We start from the raw sequence: 18166 nt of genomic DNA, 5'->3' as shown, positions 1-18166 counted from the left end.
GAGAAGTCCTATCAGACAGCTGATTTAAAGTGCATTCGGGCGCTCGACGGCGCTGTCGGATTCTCAGGCGTATGGATACTATGCGCGCCATGCAAATATCCCTCGATGACCCGCTGCTGCAACGTATCGTTGACGACTTGGCCGAAAAAGGCTGGTCGCAGCAGAATGGCTTCCTGCCCCAGGCTCTGACCCTGGAACTGGCGGCTGAGTGCCATAAACGTGCGGCCGAAGGTGAGCTGGCACCGGCGGCAGTCGGGCGCGGGCCGGCCCAGGAGATTCGCGAGGGTATTCGCGGTGATCATATTCAGTGGCTGGAGGAGGGTGACGCGGCGGTTTGCGACACCTATATGGCCGTCATGGACAGCCTGCGCCTGGCAATGAACCGCAGCCTGTTCCTTGGGCTGGAAGATTTCGAAAGCCACTTCGCGATGTACCCGCCCGGTGCGTTTTACCTCAAGCATGTGGACCGCTTTCGTGACGACGACCGGCGCATGGTCTCGGCGGTGATCTACCTGAACGACGCCTGGCTGCCCGAGCATGGCGGCCAGTTGCGCATGTACCTCAAGGGCGGCGTCGAATATGACGTGGTGCCCACCGGCGGCTGTCTGGTGGTGTTTTTGTCGGGCGAGGTGCCCCACGAGGTACTGCCTGCCACGCGGGAGCGCCTGTCCCTGACCGGCTGGTTTCGCCGGCGGGGCAACGAGCCGTTCTGAGCAGGCGGCCCCTCCCACATTTGACCTACTGTGTCTTGACTATCGGTGTTCGGCTTTCAAACCACTTCTGCTCCAGCGCTTTCAAGCGGCCATCCGCTTTCACCCGCTCCAGCGCCTTGTCCAGGCTGCTCTTGAACGCGGGGTTGCCCTTCTGAAACGGGATCACCAGTTCAGGTTTGTCGTTATAAGCGGCGCTGACATCGAAACGATCCTTCAGCTCGGCAGTCATAGCGATATGGTTGATTGCCACATCGTACTTGCCGGTCGCCACGCCGTTCATCAGGTCGGCATCATCGGTGGTGATAAACGAGGAGCGTACGTCCATTTCTTTCGCCAGTTGCTCGCCCAGTTCCACTTCAAAGCCGGTGAGCTTGTCGCCTTCCTTGAAATTGAACGGCGGGGTGTTGGCTTCCAGGGCTATACGCAGTTCGCCGCGATCATTGACGTCATCGATCAGCTCGGCATGGGCCAATGGGCTCAGAAGGGCAAGCAACAGTAACAGGCCAGGCGAAAAGCGCATGATCACTCCTAGAGAATTCGAATGGACGAGGCGCTGTTCAGCATCGTTTTGCTATGGTGTCGGGTGCCTTGGACCGCAATTTATCGCGAAGTTGTCATAACCCTACAGATTTCACTGAAAAACTGGAGAAGCGAATGAAAGCCCTTTTGTCCCGTGCAACCCTGGCGTCCCTGCTGCTGGGTGCTTCGATGTTGGCCAGCGCTGCCGACCTGCCGCGCACACCGGCTCCTGCTGGTGCTGAAGTGTTCATTGTCTCGCCCAAAGACGGCGCTACTGTCGACAAAACCTTCACCGTCAAATTTGGCATCAAGGGCCTGGACCTGGAGCCGATCGACAAACAGGTACCGGGCGCCGGCCATCATCACCTGCTGGTAGATCAGGAAGTGGGGGCGCTCAACGCAAACGAAGCGATCCCGGCCACGCCTACATCGATTCACTTCGGCAAGGCGCAAACCGAGACCGAGCTGACCCTCACGCCAGGCAAGCACACCTTGCAACTGGTGGCTGGCGACAACGTGCATCGCCAGTTCGAGCCTACGGTAGCCTCGAAAGTCATCACGGTTAACGTCAAGTAAGATTTGTTCAGATGCAAAAAAGGGAGCCCCGAGGGGCTCCCTTTTTCGTGGTGCGGTTGAAACCTTAGAACAACACGCGGCTACGGATAGTGCCGTTGATGTGCTGCAGCTTCTCTTGCGCCAGGTCCGAGTACTCGGCGTCGACGTCGATGACCACGTAGCCGACCTTCTCGTTGGTCTGCAGGAACTGACCGGAGATGTTGATGCCGTTTTCCGCGAAGACCTTGTTGATCTCCATCATCACGCCCGGGATGTTCTGGTGGATGTGCAGCAGGCGGTGCTTGCCCGGGTGAGCCGGCAGGGCCACTTCCGGGAAGTTGACCGACGATACCGAGGTACCGTTGTCGCTGTACTTGACCAGTTTTTCCGAGACTTCCAGGCCGATGTTGGCTTGGGCTTCAGCGGTGGAGCCGCCGATGTGCGGGGTCAGGATCACGTTGTCCAGGCCACGCAGCGGGCTTTCGAAAATGTCATCGTTGGAGCGTGGCTCCACCGGGAACACGTCGATGGCGGCGCCGATCAGGTGCTTGTCCTTGATCGCGTCGGCCAGGGCATCGAGCTTGACCACAGTGCCGCGAGCGGCGTTGATCAGGATCCCGCCTTTCTTGATCGCGCGGATTTCCTTCTCGCCGATCATCCACTGGGTCTCGGCGGTTTCCGGGACGTGCAGGGTGACGATATCGGACATGCCCAGCAGTTCGGTCAGGCTGGCGACTTGAGTCGCGTTGCCCAATGGCAGCTTGGTCAGGGTGTCATAGAAGAACACCTGCATGCCCAGGCCTTCAGCCAACACCGACAGCTGCGTGCCGATCGAGCCGTAACCGACGATACCCAGCTTCTTGCCGCGGATCTCGAAGGAGTTGGCCGCGCTCTTGATCCAGCCGCCACGGTGGCAGGAGGCGTTCTTCTCTGGGATACCGCGCAGCAGCAGGATGGCCTCGGCCAATACCAGCTCCGCTACGGAACGGGTGTTGGAGTACGGTGCGTTGAACACCGCGATGCCGCGCTCGCGCGCTGCGTTGAGGTCAACCTGGTTGGTGCCGATGCAGAAACAACCGACCGCCACGAGTTTCTTGGCGTGGTCGAAGATCTCTTCGGTCAGCTGAGTGCGGGAGCGAATGCCGATAAAGTGCGCGTCGGCGATCTTTTCCTTGAGCTGGGCTTCCGGCAGAGAACTGGTGATGTACTCAATGCTGGTGTACCCGGCGGCTTTCAGAACGTCGACAGCCGATGGGTGGACGCCTTCCAGAAGAAGGAACTTGATCTTGCTCTTATCGAGAGAAGTCTTGCTCATCTGCGTAAACCTGTATCCCGGAGAAAATTGGCAGGGAGTCGAGCAGCGCAAGCTGACCCGGACGGCAGGAAAGCCGTCACCGCAGAAACGCCCTTTGGGTCTGTCCTGCGGGGGCGGTATGCTAGCATACGCACCCCGCTAAACACCTATTCCTGCGACGTGAAGCGTTCTCAGGATGACCATGAATTGTTCGAGAGTTCTGTCGATGACCCATCCTGCCCTGATTGATGAGCTAAAGACCCTGGTTGAGCCCGGCAAAGTGCTGACCGATGCCGACTCCCTGGAGGCTTACGGCAAGGATTGGACCAAGCACTTCGCCCCCGCGCCCAGCGCTATCGTGTTTCCCAAGACCACTGAGCAGGTGCAGGCCATCGTCCGTTGGGCCAACGAGCACAAGGTAGCACTGGTGCCGTCCGGTGGGCGCACCGGCCTGTCGGCCGCGGCAGTCGCGGCCAATGGCGAAGTGGTGGTGTCGTTCGACTATATGAACCAGATCCTCGACGTGAACCTCACCGACCGCACCGCCGTGTGCCAGCCGGGCGTGGTCACCAAGCAATTGCAGAACGTCGCTGAAGAAAACGGCCTGTACTATCCGGTGGATTTTGCCTCGTCCGGTTCCAGCCAGATTGGCGGCAATATCGGCACCAATGCCGGCGGGATCAAGGTGATTCGCTACGGCATGACCCGCAATTGGGTGGCCGGCATGAAAGTTGTTACCGGCAAGGGCGATGTGCTGGAACTGAACCGCGACCTGATCAAAAACGCCACCGGCTACGACATGCGCCAGCTGTTTATCGGCGCCGAGGGCACCCTGGGGTTTGTGGTCGAAGCCACCATGCGCCTGGACCGTGCCCCGAAAAACCTCACCGCCATGGTACTCGGCACCACCGACTTCGACTCGATCATGCCGGTGCTGCACGCGTTCCAGAGCAAGCTGGACCTGACCGCCTTCGAATTTTTCTCCGACAAGGCCCTGGCTAAAGTCCTCGGCCGTGGCGATGTGCCGGCGCCATTCGAAACCGAGTGCCCGTTCTACGCGCTGCTGGAATTCGAGGCCACCACTGAAGAAGTCGCCAACCATGCGTTGGAAACGTTCGAGCATTGCGTCGAGCAGGGCTGGGTACTGGACGGCGTGATGAGCCAGAGTGAAACCCAGTTGCACAACCTGTGGAAGCTGCGCGAGTACATCTCCGAGACCATCTCCCACTGGACACCGTACAAGAACGATATTTCGGTCACCGTCTCCAAAGTGCCGGCATTCTTGAGCGAAATTGATGCGATCGTCGGCGAACACTACCCGGATTTCGAAATCGTCTGGTTCGGTCATATCGGTGACGGTAACCTGCACTTGAACATCCTCAAGCCCGAAAACCTGAGCAAGGACGAGTTCTTCGCCAAGTGTGCCACCGTGAACAAGTGGGTGTTCGAAACCGTCGCCAAGTACAACGGCTCGATTTCCGCTGAACACGGCGTGGGCATGACCAAGCGTGATTACCTGACCTACAGCCGCTCGCCGGTTGAAATCGAGTACATGAAGGCTGTGAAGGCCGTGTTCGACCCGAACGGGATCATGAACCCTGGCAAAATCTTCGCGGTTTAACCGCACCTGAAGGAGTCGTTCCATGAGCTACCAGCACAAGTATGTCGACGGCACCAACATCCACTTCCCTGTGGGCAAACTGGTGTGCATCGGGCGTAACTACGTCGAACACGCCAAGGAACTGGATAACCCGGTGCCCACCGAGCCTTTGCTGTTCATCAAGCCCGGTAGCTGCGTAGTGCCGTTGGAAGGTGGTTTTGCGATTCCCACCGAACGCGGTTCGGTGCATTACGAGGTGGAAATCGCGGTGTTGATCGGCAAGCCGTTGTCGAACAAGCCAAACCGCGAAGAAGTCCTCGACGCCATCTCCGGCTTCGCCCCGGCGCTGGACCTGACCCTGCGCGACAAACAGGCCGAGCTGAAATCCAAGGGCCTGCCGTGGGAAATCGCCAAGTGCTTCGACGGCGCGGCGGTGCTTGCCCCCTTCGTGGTCAGCAGTACCTTTGCGGACGTGACCGACATCGGCATACGCCTGACCATCAACGGCGAAGTGCGCCAGGATGGCAACAGCGCGCAGATGCTCAACCCGATCGTGCCGATGATTCAGTACATGGCTGGTTGCTTCTCCCTGCAGGCGGGTGATGTGATTCTCACCGGCACCCCGGCAGGTGTTGGCCCATTGAATGTGGGGGATGAACTGGTGTTGGAGCTGGCGGGTGTGAACCGTTTCGAAAGTACTGTGCGCTGACTCACTGTAGAAATGCGGTAAAAAATGTGGGGGGAGCAAGTCGAATCGTCGCACCGCCCCTCCCACATTGGTTTTGTGTATATCCCAAGTATGGGCTTTTGCATTTTTTTCACACGCCATCCGGATAATCCCAGCCTCTTGCGCGCAGGCCGTTGAATCCTGTGCTATCCCATACAGCTGACTTTCCGGAAAAGCGCTCAATGGCCGTGCCTCTACCCACTTCGAAAACCTCGCTTCGCTCGCGCTTGTCCATGCGCTGGTATTCCTGGGTATTTTTGGCCGGTGCCATTCTGTATGGCGTGGCCTGGGCCATGCACTGGGATGATCGCGGTGTGCTGTGGGTGCTGGAGCGCTTCGAGAGCCCGGTTGAACGCCAGGAGAGTGTTTGGCTCCCGGACTATCAGGCGGTCATCGACGCCAAGCTGCTGCCCGGTATGGAGAAGGATGAGGCTTCCGACCTGTCCTACAACCCCCAGACCAAAACCCTGTTTTCCGTCATGGGCAAAAACCCGTTTCTGGTAGAGCTGAGCCTGCAAGGCGACGTATTGCGCAAGATGCCGCTCAATGGCTGGAACAATCCTGAGGGCGTGACGGTGATGGAAAACGGCTCGATGGCCGTGGTAGATGAACGCGACCACACTGTGACCGTGGTAAAGGTGGACGCCGGCACCACAGCGCTGAACAAAGCTGATTTCCCAAGCCATGACCTGGGCCCCTCCAAAGACCAGAACAAAGCCTTTGAAGCGATCGCGTGGGACAAGCGCAATCAGCAGCTTGTGCTGGGCGAAGAGCGGCCGCCGGCCTTGTTCACGTGGAAGAGCGATGGCAACACGCTGACCGGCGACAAGCAAAAGCTGGCCAGCACCGAACTGGATGTGCGCAACCTTTCGGCCTTGTCCATTGACCCGCGCACTGGGCACTTGCTGGTGCTGTCGGCCGATTCCCACCTGTTGCTGGAACTGGACGAAACAGGCGAGCAAGTCAGCTTCATGACCTTGCTCGGTGGCTTCAACGGCCTGAAAGACACCATCCCGCGCGCCGAAGGGGTGACCCTGGATGAGAGCGGCAACCTGTACATGGTCAGTGAACCCAACTTGTTCTATCGTTTTGAAAAGCAAAAATAACTGACGAATTACGTCAGACTTTTCTTTATAAACGGCATTCGCCAGACAGTTCGGCGCGTTTAAGTTTAAATTCAGGCGACCTTGATATCTATTCGCCAGTTTTTTCACTGAGCCCGCCCCGATGCGTCGACTTGCCCGCCCCAAACCTGCTGTTTTCATCTTGCTGTTGCTTGCCCTGGTTGCCGCCGGGGTCGTTGCGCAGCAGTTTCGTCTGTTCGAGCGTGCCTGGTTCAACTGGCAGGTGTGGCGCCAGCCTGCCGATGAGCGCGCCATTGGCCTGGCGGATTACCGCGTGACCCTGGAAGGCCAGGTGATCGAAGGGCTCGACGATGATGTCTCGGCCCTCACTTACGATCCGGTGCGCAAAAGCCTGTTTACCGTCACCAATAAAAACGCCGAGCTGGTGGAGCTGTCCCTGGAGGGCAAGATCCTGCGACGCATTCCACTGGTGGGGTTTGGCGATGCAGAGGCTGTGGAGTTTATCAGTGACAACATTTACGTCATCAGCGATGAGCGCCAGCAGCGCTTGATCAAGGTGCATGTGGACGATGACACCCAATTCCTCGACGCTGCCGATGCAGAGCAAATGACCTTGGGCGTGCACATCGGTGGCAACAAGGGTTTCGAAGGGTTGGCCTACGACTCAGTGGGCAAGCGCCTGTTCGTGGCCAAGGAGCGCGACCCGATGCTGATCTACGAGGTCCACGGCTTCCCGCATTTCAAACCGGAAAAAACCTACTCGGTACATGTGATCAACAACCCCAAGCGCGATGCAGGGCTGTTTGTACGCGACCTGTCGAGCCTGCAATACGACGAACGCAGCGGCCATCTGCTGGCGCTGTCGGATGAGTCGTTCCTGGTATTGGAGCTGGATATCGACGGTCGCCCCTTAAGCAGTTTGTCATTGCTTAAGGGGCGCCATGGCCTGAGCAAGCGCGTGCCCCAGGCCGAAGGAATCGCCATGGACGACGACGGTACCTTGTATTTGGTCAGCGAGCCGAACCTGTTCTACGTGTTCAAGAAGCCCTGATCAGAACATCCATTGCACGCCCAGTGAATAGCCGGTTTGGCTGCCTTCGGCATGCCCCAGGCGGCCATTGACCTCGGCGTATACACCCAGCTGTGGGGTGATCGCCAATTGGCTGCCGACTTGCGCGCGGCCAAAGCTCTTGTCCGGTGAGCCGAGCCGAGCGGTGCGCGCCTGGCCATCGGCGCGTGCCGTCAGTTGCAGGTCGTCCAGGCGGCCGTCGGCCAGTTCCTTGACCCAGGCGATGTCGCCATACGGCATCAGGCTCAGGCCATAGGGCAGGGCAACCGCGCCACGCACGCGCCAGCCGAGGCTGGCTTCCAGGGAATCGAAAGACTGTTCTTCATACTCCAGGGCTGTGCGCAGGTTCTGCTTTTCGTGGAACTTGTCGATGCGGTAGTGGCTGTAGTCCAGACCGGCGAAAGGCCCGCTCTTGAGGGCGCCGAAGTCAAAGTCATAGCCGCCCAAGACCCGTGCGCCCAACGCCAGGGCATCGGCCTCGCCGGTCAATTGCTGATTGAGCAGGATCGGCCCGCCATTGGCCTGGATGACCAGGTTGCGCTTGGAATCGAAGCGCGTGTGGCCGACGCTCAGGTCGCCGGCCAACCAGCTTGGCCCGCCATCATTGAGCAATGCATAGGCGGCTGCCTGCCAAGTGTCGCTGTCCAGTTTGCCGCGATGCTCGAGTTTGTCGCGCCCATTGAGGTAGCTCAGGCTGGCGCCGATATTCAGGCTCGAGGTCAGTTGATAGTCGCCAAGCGCATGCAGGCCCAGGCGCCGGGCTTCGGGGTTGGGAGCGCTGTCGAAGCCGCTGTCCGGGCTGTATTCGCCATCCACGCCGATCTCGCCATCAAAGCTGCCGACCTCACGGCTAGCGGCCTGCAGGCTCAGCCAGCGGCGATCATGCAGGCGCACCAGGGCCTGATGCTGGCGTTGCAGGTTGTCTTGCATGTTGCGTGCAACGGCACCGCCGGACGCCGTTGAGGCCATCAGGTCGGCGTTGGTCAGTTCCAGCACCAGGCGGCTGAGCAGGCGCGAGTAGTCACGCAGGCGCTGGTCGATGCGCGCCTGGCCGAAGGCATCGGTGAGCACGGCCTTGTTGTCTTCTTTAGGGTCGTGCCAGGTGGAGCCGCCGGGGATTTTCGGGTTGTCGGTCTGGGTGTAGCCGTCCAGGTCGCCCAGTTCCCAATTAGTGGCTTCTATATAAAGGATTGGGATGTTGAGCGGTTCAAAGGCCTCGCCATCACTGCAACAGCCCGTGCCCTTGGGGTATTTCGGGTCCAGGCCGGGGTTGGTGAACAGTGGGATGTTCAGCTCCTTGGCGATCTGCAACGTATGCTCGCGCAAGGACGCCAAGGCCGGGTTGGCGGTGCTGTTCTGGCCGGCGTGGGCGTACATCATGTCGCCGGTGATCAAGCTGTCGAGGTTGATCATCGCGAGTATATTGGCGCGCTGGCTGGCGCTGAGTGAGTCGACAAAGGCCCGGGAGCCGCGCAAGCCTTCTTCTTCCGCGCCGAAGCCGACTACTTGCAGGCCATTTTCCAATGACAGGCCGCTGAGGTTCTTCGCCACCTCGGTCAACACGCTGGCGCCGGAGCCATTGTCGTCCAGGCCTTGCAGGGCCGGGCGGCCGAAGTAGGTATCGAAATGCGCGCCAATCACCACGTACTGCGGCTGGGTGCCGGCAGCGTAGGTCACAACGTTTTGTGACGCACGGCTGCCGCTGTTCCAGGTGAAGTCCTGGCGGCTGGTGGCATAGGCCGTGCCCATCTGACTTTGCATCCAATCCGCAGCGCCGGCGAAATTAGCCGTGCCGCGATACCTGCCAGGGTAGTCGTTGATCAGTTTTTCCAGGGTGGTGTTGGCGTGCTGGCCGTAATCGTAGGCGTGGGCTTGCGTGGACAGCAGGGCACCGGCAACGCTGATGGCGAAGGCGAGGGGCTTGATCACAAGGGTCTTCCTTGAGGTGAGGGAGATGTTCAGGCCCAGACCCTTTGCACAATGCGCGCCTCATTCCGTGGGCGGCTGCAAATTGGCGCACTGTTAAACGCGTGGGTCGCGTGGCTGTAATTTGTAACGGATTGGATACCAGGTGGGGCGGTGCGTGCCGTGACCGAGCGCACGGTTTTGGAGAGGAGTGCTGCGAAAGGTAGCGTTTTTGTTACAGCGAGGGCTCTCAAATGTGGGAGGGGGCTTGCTCCCGATAGCGGAATGTCAGCTACAGATTAGCTGCCTGATACATTGCCATCGGGAGCAAGCCCCCTCCCACAGTTGTTAAGCCTTGAGGGTTTTCACGCCTTCGGAGGTACCCAGCAGCAACACATCCGCCGGGCGCGCAGCGAACAGGCCGTTGGTGACCACGCCCACTATGGCGTTGATCTGCGTCTCCAGCTCCACCGGGTTGGTGATCTGCATATTGAACACGTCAATGATGATGTTGCCGTTGTCGGTCAACACCCCTTCGCGGTATACCGGGTCGCCGCCCAGTTTTACCAGCTCGCGGGCCACGTGGCTGCGGGCCATGGGGATGACTTCCACCGGCAGCGGGAATGCACCGAGTACCGGCACCAGCTTGCTGGCATCGGCGATGCAGATGAAGGTCTTGGCCACGGCCGCTACGATTTTCTCGCGGGTCAGGGCTGCGCCGCCGCCTTTGATCAGGTTCAGGTGTTCGTCGCTTTCATCGGCGCCGTCCACGTAGAACTCCAGATCGCTCACGGTGTTGAGCTCGTACACCGGAATGCCATGGCCTTTAAGGCGTGCAGCGGTGGCTTCGGAACTCGCCACGGCGCCGTCGAATGCGCCCTTGTGCTGGGCCAGTGCGTCGATAAAGCAGTTGGCAGTGGAGCCGGTGCCGACACCGACGATGCTCTTGTCGTCGAGTTTGGGAAGGATTAAATCGACGGCGGCCTGGGCCACTGCCTGTTTGAGTTGATCCTGGGTCATGCGGGCTCCGGAACGGGCGGGGAGTTATCGAGGGGCGCGAGTATAACCCAACAAAACCTCCGGATTCGTGTGGTCGCCCGCCCAAACGCTGGGTTAGACTCCTTGGCCCTGCCCAACTCGTGAAGTAGATGCCTGCCGATGCTTGAACACTACGTCAAAAAGATCCTCACCTCGCGCGTGTATGACATCGCCGTGGAAACTCCCTTGCAGACTGCCCGCCAGCTCTCCGAGCGGTTGGGCAACAAGGTATGGCTCAAGCGCGAAGACTTGCAGCCGGTGTTCTCGTTCAAGATTCGCGGCGCCTACAACAAGCTGACCCAATTGAGCAGCGAGGAACGCGCCCGTGGCGTGGTCACGGCATCGGCGGGCAACCATGCCCAGGGCTTGGCCCTGGCGGCCAAGGTGCTGGGGGTCAAGGCCACCATCGTGATGCCCAAGACCACCCCGGAGATCAAGGTCGAAGGCGTGCGCTCGCGGGGCGGCAAAGTGGTGCTGCACGGTGATTCCTTCCCGGAAGCCCTGGCCTATTCGCTCAAGCTGGTCGAAGAAAAAGGCTACGTCTACATTCACCCCTACGATGATCCACACACGATTGCCGGGCAGGGCACCGTGGCGATGGAAATCCTGCGCCAGCACCCGGGGCCGCTGGACGTGATTTTCGTACCGGTGGGCGGCGGCGGGCTGATCGCCGGTATTGCGGCGTATGTGAAATACCTGCGTCCGGAAATCAAGATCATCGGCGTTGAGCCGGACGACTCCAACTGCCTGCAAGCCGCCATGGCGGCAGGCGAGCGCGTGGTGCTGCCGACCGTGGGAATCTTTGCTGATGGCGTGGCGGTGGCTCAGATCGGTCAGCACACCTTCGACATCTGCAAGGATCATGTGGATGAAGTTATCACCGTCAGCACCGATGAAATCTGCGCGGCGATCAAGGATATCTACGACGACACGCGCTCCATCACCGAGCCGGCAGGCGCGTTGGGCGTGGCCGGGATCAAGAAGTACGTCGAGACTCGCGGCGTCAGCGGCCAGACCTTTGTCGCCATCGACTCCGGCGCCAACGTCAACTTCGATCGCCTGCGCCATGTGGCCGAGCGCGCCGAGCTGGGTGAAGGCCGCGAAGCCATCATCGCGGTAACCATTCCCGAGCAGCCGGGCAGTTTCAAGGCGTTCTGCGAGGCCGTGGGCAAGCGCCAGATCACCGAATTCAATTACCGCTACCACTCTGGCAGCGAAGCGCACATCTTCGTCGGCGTGCAGACCCACCCGGAAAACGATCCGCGCAGCGCACTGATCGCCAGCCTGACCAGCCAGGGTTTCCCCGTGCTGGACCTGACCGAAAACGAACTGGCCAAGTTGCACATTCGCCATATGGTGGGCGGCCATGCGGCCAAAGTCAGCGATGAGGTGGTGTTTCGCTTCGAATTTCCGGAGCGTCCGGGCGCCTTGTTCAACTTCTTGCACAAGCTGGGCGGGCGCTGGAACATTTCGATGTTCCACTATCGCAACCACGGTGCAGCGGACGGCCGTGTGGTCGCCGGGCTGCAAGTGCCGGCGGACGAGCGCCACCTGGTGCCGGCAGCCCTGGCTGAAATCGGCTACCCGTACTGGGATGAAAGCGAAAACCCGGCCTACCAGTTGTTCCTCGGTTGAGCGACTACGCTGACTGAGCGGCCTTTAAGGAATCGAGACCATGGAAACACTGACCACCCTCAAGGTTATCCACATCACCGCCACCGTGTTGCTGCTGCTCAGCGGCCTCGGCCTGGCCGTACTGGCCTGGCGTAAACGCAGCGCCGGCCCGGCGGTTACCGTGCAACGCCCATGGGCGTTCGTGTGGCTGCTGATGGGCATTTGCCTGGTCAGTATGCCGTTCACCGGTTGGTGGCTGGTGCACCTGATCGGCTGGCCCCTGGGGCAAACCTGGATTTTAGGCTCCAGCATCCTCTACACCGTGGCGGCGCTGGCGTGGTTCTGGCTGGTGGCGCGCCTTAATCGCCTGCGCAAAGGTGAGGGCGGCAGCCTGAATTTTACCCTGGTGCTGGCGGTGGTCAGCCTGGTGGGGTTTGTGGCGATTGCAGGGCTGATGGGCGCCAAGCCGGTTTAAAGCGTTAGGCCGCGTCGCCTTCATCGCAGGCAAGCCAGCTCCCACAGGGGAATGCATTCCAAATGTGGGAGCTGGCTTGCCTGCGATAGCGTCATCAGCTGCGCAGAGTGATCACCGGCCAGCCCCGCTTCTGCGCTTCAGCGCGCAAATTCGGATCCGGGTCCACCGCCACCGGATGCGTCACCTGCTCCAGCAACGGCAAATCATTCATCGAGTCGCTATAGAAGTAGCTGTCTTCCAGGCTGTACCCAGTCTCTTCCAACCAACGGTTCAAGCGCGTCACTTTGCCTTCACGAAAGCACGGTATATCGGTGCTGCGCCCGGTATAGCGGCCGTCGAGCATTTCGCATTCGGTGGCGATCAGGGTCTCGACGCCCAGCAACTCGGCAATCGGCGCGGTGACGAAGCGGTTGGTCGCAGTGATGATCACCAGCTTGTCGCCGGCGGCGCGGTGTTTGGCCAGCAATTGCGCCGCCAGGGGCAGCATCAGCGGGGCGATGCAGTCGCGCATGAAGTCGCGGTGCCACTCGTCCAACTGGGCCATCTCGGTACGGCCGAGGATTTCCAGGCTGAAGTTCAGGTAGGCAGCATTGTCGAGCTTGCCGGCCAGGTAGTCCTGGTAGAACTCGTCGTTGCGGGCCTTGTAGGCCACCGGGTCGAGAATCCCACGCTCACACAGGTAATCGCCCCAGGCGTGATCGCTGTCACCGCCGAGAAGGGTGTTGTCCAAGTCGAATAAAGCCAGGCGCATTGCAGTTACTCGCTGAAAAGTCTGTAAAAAGGCGTCCAGAATACGGTCTTTTCACAAGAGTGCACATAAGGTAAGAAGCCTCGTTGCCGCTGGAACAATCTTTGTGGAACAATGCGGCGACATGCGTTTGCGAGGTTGTTGCCGTGATCGACCCCGATGGTTTCCGTCCTAATGTCGGGATTATTCTTACGAATGATGCCGGACAGGTGCTATGGGCTCGCCGAATCAACCAAGATGCCTGGCAGTTTCCTCAAGGTGGGATAAACCCCGACGAAACCCCTGAAGACGCCTTGTACCGTGAGTTGAACGAAGAAGTCGGCCTTGAGCGTGAAGATGTGCAGATTCTGGCCTGTACCCGTGGCTGGTTGCGCTATCGTTTGCCGCAACGCCTGGTGCGTACCCACAGCCAACCGCTGTGCATCGGCCAGAAGCAGAAATGGTTTCTTTTGCGCCTGATCTCCAACGAGCAGCGGGTGCGGATGGATTTGACCGGTAAACCGGAGTTCGATGGCTGGCGCTGGGTCAGCTATTGGTACCCGCTGGGCCAGGTGGTGACATTCAAGCGCGAGGTTTACCGCCGCGCTCTCAAAGAGCTTGCCCCGCGCCTTTTAGCGCGCGACTGACGACGGAGTTCGACCCCGAGCCATGCTCAATACGCTGCGCAAGATCGTCCAGGAAGTTAACTCCGCCAAGGATCTCAAGGCGGCGTTGGGGATTATTGTGTTGCGCGTCAAGGAAGCCATGGGCAGCCAGGTCTGCTCGGTTTACCTGCTGGACCCCGAGACCAACCGTTTTGTGCTGATGGCCACGGAGGGCTTGAACAAGCGCTCCATCGGCAAGGTCAGCATGGCGCCCAATGAAGGTCTGGTGGGCCTGGTGGGGACGCGTGAAGAACCCCTGAACCTCGAACATGCGGCCGACCACCCGCGTTATCGCTACTTCGCCGAAACCGGTGAAGAGCGCTACGCCTCGTTCCTGGGGGCGCCGATCATCCACCACCGCCGCGTTGTCGGCGTGTTGGTCATCCAGCAAAAAGAACGTCGCCAGTTCGATGAAGGTGAAGAAGCCTTCCTGGTGACCATGAGCGCGCAGTTGGCCGGGGTTATCGCCCACGCTGAAGCCACCGGCTCGATCCGCGGCCTGGGGCGCCAGGGCAAGGGCATCCAGGAAGCCAAGTTCGTCGGCGTGCCCGGCTCGCCGGGTGCTGCGGTGGGTACGGCGGTGGTCATGCTGCCGCCGGCCGACCTCGATGTGGTACCGGACAAGACCGTCCACGACATCGAAGCCGAAATCAAACTGTTCAAGACCGCCCTGGAAGGCGTGCGCGCCGACATGCGCAACCTGTCGAACAAGCTGGCCACCCAGCTGCGCCCCGAAGAGCGTGCGCTGTTCGACGTGTACCAGATGATGCTCGACGACGCGTCTCTGGGTAACGAAGTCAAAACCGTGATCAAGACCGGCCAGTGGGCCCAGGGCGCGTTGCGCCAGGTGGTCACCGATCACGTCAACCGTTTCGAAATGATGGACGACGCCTACCTGCGCGAGCGGGCTTCGGATGTGCGCGACCTGGGTCGCCGCCTGCTGGCGTACCTGCAGGAAGACCGCAGCACCAACATGGTCTTCCCCGATAACACCATCCTGGTCAGCGAAGAGCTGACGGCCACTCAGCTCGGCGAAGTGCCTGAGGGCAAGCTGGTGGGCCTGGTCTCGGTATTGGGCTCGGGTAACTCCCACGTCGCGATCCTGGCCCGGGCCATGGGCATCCCGACGGTGATGGGCCTGGTGGACCTGCCGTACTCCAAGGTCGACGGCATCGACATGATCGTCGATGGGCATCGCGGCGAGGTATTTACCAACCCCAGCGACGTGCTGCGCAAGCAATACGCCGAAGTGGTGGAAGAAGAGAAGCAACTGGCCCAGGGCCTCGATTCGTTGCGCGAGCTGCCGTGCGTCACCCTCGACGGTCACCGCGTACCGCTGCTGGTCAACACCGGCCTGCTGGCGGATGTAGCGCGTGCGCAGCAACGAGGCGCTGAGGGGGTGGGGCTGTACCGCACCGAAGTGCCGTTCATGATCAACCAGCGTTTTCCGAGCGAGAAGGAGCAGCTGGCGATTTATCGCGAGCAACTGCAGGCCTTCCACCCGCTACCAGTGACGATGCGCAGCCTGGACATTGGCGGCGACAAGTCACTGTCGTATTTCCCCATCAAGGAAGACAACCCCTTCCTTGGCTGGCGTGGCATTCGCGTTACCCTCGACCATCCTGAAATCTTCCTCGTCCAGACCCGCGCCATGCTCAAGGCCAGCGAGGGGTTGAACAACCTGCGTATCCTGCTGCCGATGATCTCCGGCACCCATGAGCTGGAAGAAGCCCTGCACCTGATCCACCGCGCCTGGGGCGAAGTACGCGACGAAGGCGCCGACGTACCGATGCCGCCGATTGGCGTGATGATCGAAATTCCCGCAGCGGTATACCAGGCCAAGGAGTTGGCGCGGCAGGTGGACTTCCTCTCGGTGGGCTCCAACGACCTGACTCAGTACCTGCTGGCGGTGGACCGTAACAACCCACGGGTGGCCGACCTCTACGACTACCTGCACCCGGCGGTGTTGCAAGCGTTGCAACACGTGGTGCGCGACGCCCATGCCGAGGGCAAGCCGGTGAGTATCTGCGGCGAGATGGCCGGCGACCCGGCGGCCGCGGTGTTGCTGATGGCGATGGGCTTTGACAGCCTGTCGATGAACGCCACCAACTTGCCGAAGGTGAAGTGGATGCTGCGCCAGGTTGACCTGGGCATGGCCAAGGATTTGCTCGCGCAGTTGATGACCATCGACAACCCGCAAGTTATCCACAGCTCGTTGCAGTTGGCGCTGAAGAACCTCGGGCTGACCCGGATGATCAACCCGGCCTCGGCGAAAACCCTCTAGACCGAGGCGCCTTCATCGCAGGCAAGCCAGCTCCCACAGGGAACTGCATTCCAAATGTGGGAGCTGGCTTGCCTGCGATGACGTCAGTCCAAGCGCCGTCAGATTTCCAGTTCGACCTCGCCCAGCCGCCCGCCGTGCGGGCCAAAGCTACGCTCCAGCATCCTGCGTGTCCCATCGGCATTCACAATCAGCGCCGTGCTCGCCCGTGTCCCATAACTGGGGCTGGCGATAAACACGCTCGATAGCAGGTTTTCGGTCGCCAGGCCTACGCCGGTGTCCGGCAGTTCAGCAAACGGGGCGGTCTGCGGGTCGCTGAGAATTCCCAGCAGTGCCTTAGGCTCGGGGTTCTCCAGCACTGCGCTGAACGCCGCCTTGGCCTTCACCAACTTAGGCCAGGGCGTATCCAGCCCGGCATTGGATAACCCGTAAACCCCAGCCTTCAGCAACGTCGGCTCGGCATCATTGGCGTTGTAATGCCACAGCTCATCCCGCGTACCCACCAGCAGGTTAAAGCCGGCATATTCAATCGAACGTCGATTAACATCGGCTAAATAGTCATCAATGGGCAGCGATCCACTGAGAAAGCGCGCCACCAGCTCGCCCCGCGACTTGCGTGCCGGTGGCTGGTGCGGGTCGCGGATATTGGTCAGCGCAGCAAAACGCCCATCCGCGTTGACACCCAACCAAGTGCCCCCGGCCTCCTGATCGCGGCCAGCGTAGACCTGCGGCGCATCCGGCCACTGGGCCAGCGGCAGGCTGGGGCGGGCATAGAACTCATCGCGGTTGGCCGCGACGATCAGCGGTTGGGCATGGCCCGGTCGCCAGGCGAAAACAATCAGGCACATCGGGTGACCCCTTTTGTGTTTTTGCCACTCTACCCACAGATGTGCAGGCGTTCCATCGTAACGAAGTTGGGCCGTTCACCTTCCATCCGTTAACATGCCGGGCTATTTGGCGTGTATGTGAACTTCTTAATTTGATCTCGCCGCTGTAACGCAGGCTTAATCGCACATCGGCATGGTCCGGTGCGTCATGACTAAATGTTTTAACGAGGAGTCGCAATGCTGCCTTACCCGCAGATCGACCCGGTGGCCCTGGCCATTGGTCCGCTGAAAATCCATTGGTACGGGTTGATGTACCTGATCGGCATCGGCGGTGCCTGGCTGCTGGCTTCCCGGCGCCTGAACCGTTTCGACCCGACCTGGACCAAGGAGAAGCTCTCCGACATGGTGTTCTGGATGTCGATGGGGGTGATCGTCGGCGGGCGCCTGGGGTATGTGCTGTTCTACGACCTGTCTGCGTATATCGCCAACCCGACGCTGATTTTCGAAGTGTGGAAGGGCGGCATGGCATTCCACGGCGGGTTTGTCGGCGTGATGATCGCCGCCTGGTGGTTCGGGCGCCGCAACGGCAAGTCGTTCTTCCAGTTGATGGATTTTGTGGCGCCGTTCGTGCCGATCGGCCTGGGTGCCGGGCGCATTGGCAACTTTATCAACGCCGAGTTGTGGGGCAAGCCGACCGACGTGCCGTGGGCCATGGTGTTCCCGCCGTTCAGCGACCCGGCGCAACTGCCGCGCCACCCGTCGCAGCTGTATCAGTTTGCGTTGGAAGGTGTGGCGCTGTTCCTTATTCTTTACCTCTTCTCGCGCAAGCCACGCCCTACCATGGCCGTGTCGGGTATGTTCGCGCTGTTCTACGGGATTTTCCGCTTTATCGTCGAGTTCGTTCGGGTGCCGGATGCGCAGTTGGGCTACCTGGCGTGGGGCTGGCTGACCATGGGTCAGGTGCTCAGCCTGCCGATGATCCTGGCGGGCCTGGGCATGTTGTGGTGGGCTTACAACCGCCCGCAGCCGCTGAAGAACGCCGCGCTTTAAATTCGAACGCCGAGGTTTGCCC

The 18166-nt window shown here is 60.4% G+C and carries 17 protein-coding genes; 11 read left to right on the top strand and 6 right to left on the bottom strand.

Annotated elements, in window-relative coordinates:
* Positions 1-80 precede the first annotated feature (80 nt).
* A complete protein-coding gene (locus tag PSEBG33_RS01425; protein ID WP_005792345.1) occupies positions 81-713 on the top strand; it encodes a 2OG-Fe(II) oxygenase in 633 nt (210 codons plus the stop codon).
* Positions 714-738: 25 nt separating this feature from the next.
* Here the strand turns inward: PSEBG33_RS01425 and PSEBG33_RS01430 are convergent, their stop codons facing one another.
* On the bottom strand, positions 739-1233 hold the full coding sequence (locus tag PSEBG33_RS01430) for a transporter substrate-binding domain-containing protein (protein WP_005792344.1): 495 nt from the start codon (positions 1231-1233) through the stop codon (positions 739-741).
* Positions 1234-1367: 134 nt separating this feature from the next.
* On the opposite strand from PSEBG33_RS01430, the gene PSEBG33_RS01435 reads away from it, so the two are divergent.
* Positions 1368-1808 carry a DUF4399 domain-containing protein gene (locus PSEBG33_RS01435; RefSeq protein WP_005792343.1) on the top strand — a complete coding sequence of 147 codons (441 nt, stop codon included), beginning with the start codon at positions 1368-1370 and terminating at the stop codon, positions 1806-1808.
* Positions 1809-1872: 64 nt separating this feature from the next.
* Here PSEBG33_RS01435 and serA read toward each other — a convergent pair whose 3' ends face one another.
* On the bottom strand, positions 1873-3102 hold the full coding sequence (serA, locus tag PSEBG33_RS01440) for a phosphoglycerate dehydrogenase (RefSeq protein WP_005792342.1): 1230 nt from the start codon (positions 3100-3102) through the stop codon (positions 1873-1875).
* A 205-nt stretch (positions 3103-3307) separates the two neighbouring features.
* On the opposite strand from serA, the gene PSEBG33_RS01445 reads away from it, so the two are divergent.
* The 4 genes from PSEBG33_RS01445 to PSEBG33_RS01460 all read left to right on the top strand — a co-directional run bounded on the left by PSEBG33_RS01445 (position 3308) and on the right by PSEBG33_RS01460 (position 7544).
* Complete coding sequence (locus tag PSEBG33_RS01445) at positions 3308-4702, top strand: FAD-binding oxidoreductase (RefSeq protein ID WP_005792341.1); 1395 nt, start codon at positions 3308-3310, stop codon at positions 4700-4702.
* 22 nt (positions 4703-4724) lie between these two features.
* The gene (locus tag PSEBG33_RS01450; RefSeq protein WP_005792340.1) at positions 4725-5390 is read left to right on the top strand and encodes a fumarylacetoacetate hydrolase family protein; all 666 of its coding nucleotides are present in this window, start codon (positions 4725-4727) and stop codon (positions 5388-5390) included.
* Between the two features lie 200 nt (positions 5391-5590).
* On the top strand, positions 5591-6514 hold the full coding sequence (locus PSEBG33_RS01455; RefSeq protein ID WP_005792339.1) for an SdiA-regulated domain-containing protein: 924 nt from the start codon (positions 5591-5593) through the stop codon (positions 6512-6514).
* A 121-nt stretch (positions 6515-6635) separates the two neighbouring features.
* Complete coding sequence (locus tag PSEBG33_RS01460) at positions 6636-7544, top strand: SdiA-regulated domain-containing protein (protein ID WP_005792338.1); 909 nt, start codon at positions 6636-6638, stop codon at positions 7542-7544.
* On the opposite strand, the gene PSEBG33_RS01465 is transcribed toward PSEBG33_RS01460, so the two are convergent.
* Both PSEBG33_RS01465 and rpiA read right to left on the bottom strand, forming a co-directional pair.
* Positions 7545-9491 (bottom strand): autotransporter domain-containing protein, encoded by a 1947-nt coding sequence (locus tag PSEBG33_RS01465; RefSeq protein WP_005792337.1) that lies wholly within the window; start codon positions 9489-9491, stop codon positions 7545-7547.
* Between the two features lie 324 nt (positions 9492-9815).
* Complete coding sequence (gene rpiA / locus PSEBG33_RS01470; RefSeq protein WP_005792336.1) at positions 9816-10487, bottom strand: ribose-5-phosphate isomerase RpiA; 672 nt, start codon at positions 10485-10487, stop codon at positions 9816-9818.
* Positions 10488-10625: 138 nt separating this feature from the next.
* Between rpiA and ilvA the strand changes: the two genes are divergently transcribed.
* On the top strand, positions 10626-12140 hold the full coding sequence (gene ilvA / locus PSEBG33_RS01475) for a threonine ammonia-lyase, biosynthetic (RefSeq protein ID WP_005792335.1): 1515 nt from the start codon (positions 10626-10628) through the stop codon (positions 12138-12140).
* Positions 12141-12180: 40 nt separating this feature from the next.
* Positions 12181-12594, top strand: a complete 414-nt coding sequence (locus tag PSEBG33_RS01480; RefSeq protein WP_005792333.1) for a DUF2269 family protein — start codon at positions 12181-12183, stop codon at positions 12592-12594.
* Positions 12595-12688: 94 nt separating this feature from the next.
* Here the strand turns inward: PSEBG33_RS01480 and PSEBG33_RS01485 are convergent, their stop codons facing one another.
* Positions 12689-13345 carry an HAD family hydrolase gene (locus PSEBG33_RS01485; protein ID WP_005792332.1) on the bottom strand — a complete coding sequence of 219 codons (657 nt, stop codon included), beginning with the start codon at positions 13343-13345 and terminating at the stop codon, positions 12689-12691.
* A gap of 143 nt (positions 13346-13488) precedes the next feature.
* Between PSEBG33_RS01485 and PSEBG33_RS01490 the strand changes: the two genes are divergently transcribed.
* Positions 13489-13968, top strand: coding sequence for an RNA pyrophosphohydrolase (locus PSEBG33_RS01490; RefSeq protein ID WP_003176750.1), 480 nt, complete (start codon positions 13489-13491; stop codon positions 13966-13968).
* Positions 13969-13990: 22 nt separating this feature from the next.
* On the top strand, positions 13991-16270 hold the full coding sequence (gene ptsP, locus PSEBG33_RS01495) for a phosphoenolpyruvate--protein phosphotransferase (RefSeq protein ID WP_005792331.1): 2280 nt from the start codon (positions 13991-13993) through the stop codon (positions 16268-16270).
* Between the two features lie 98 nt (positions 16271-16368).
* On the opposite strand, the gene PSEBG33_RS01500 is transcribed toward ptsP, so the two are convergent.
* Complete coding sequence (locus tag PSEBG33_RS01500) at positions 16369-17115, bottom strand: NRDE family protein (protein WP_005792330.1); 747 nt, start codon at positions 17113-17115, stop codon at positions 16369-16371.
* Positions 17116-17331: 216 nt separating this feature from the next.
* Here PSEBG33_RS01500 and lgt point away from each other — a divergent pair, with 216 nt between their 5' ends.
* Complete coding sequence (gene lgt, locus PSEBG33_RS01505) at positions 17332-18144, top strand: prolipoprotein diacylglyceryl transferase (RefSeq protein ID WP_005792329.1); 813 nt, start codon at positions 17332-17334, stop codon at positions 18142-18144.
* The last annotated feature ends 22 nt before the right edge of the window (positions 18145-18166 follow it).

The organism is Pseudomonas synxantha BG33R (genome assembly GCF_000263715.2).
Taxonomy (GTDB): domain Bacteria; phylum Pseudomonadota; class Gammaproteobacteria; order Pseudomonadales; family Pseudomonadaceae; genus Aquipseudomonas; species Aquipseudomonas synxantha_A.
The sequence above is the reverse complement of the archived record's forward strand: the minus strand, read 5'-3'. Positions and strand labels throughout refer to the sequence as shown.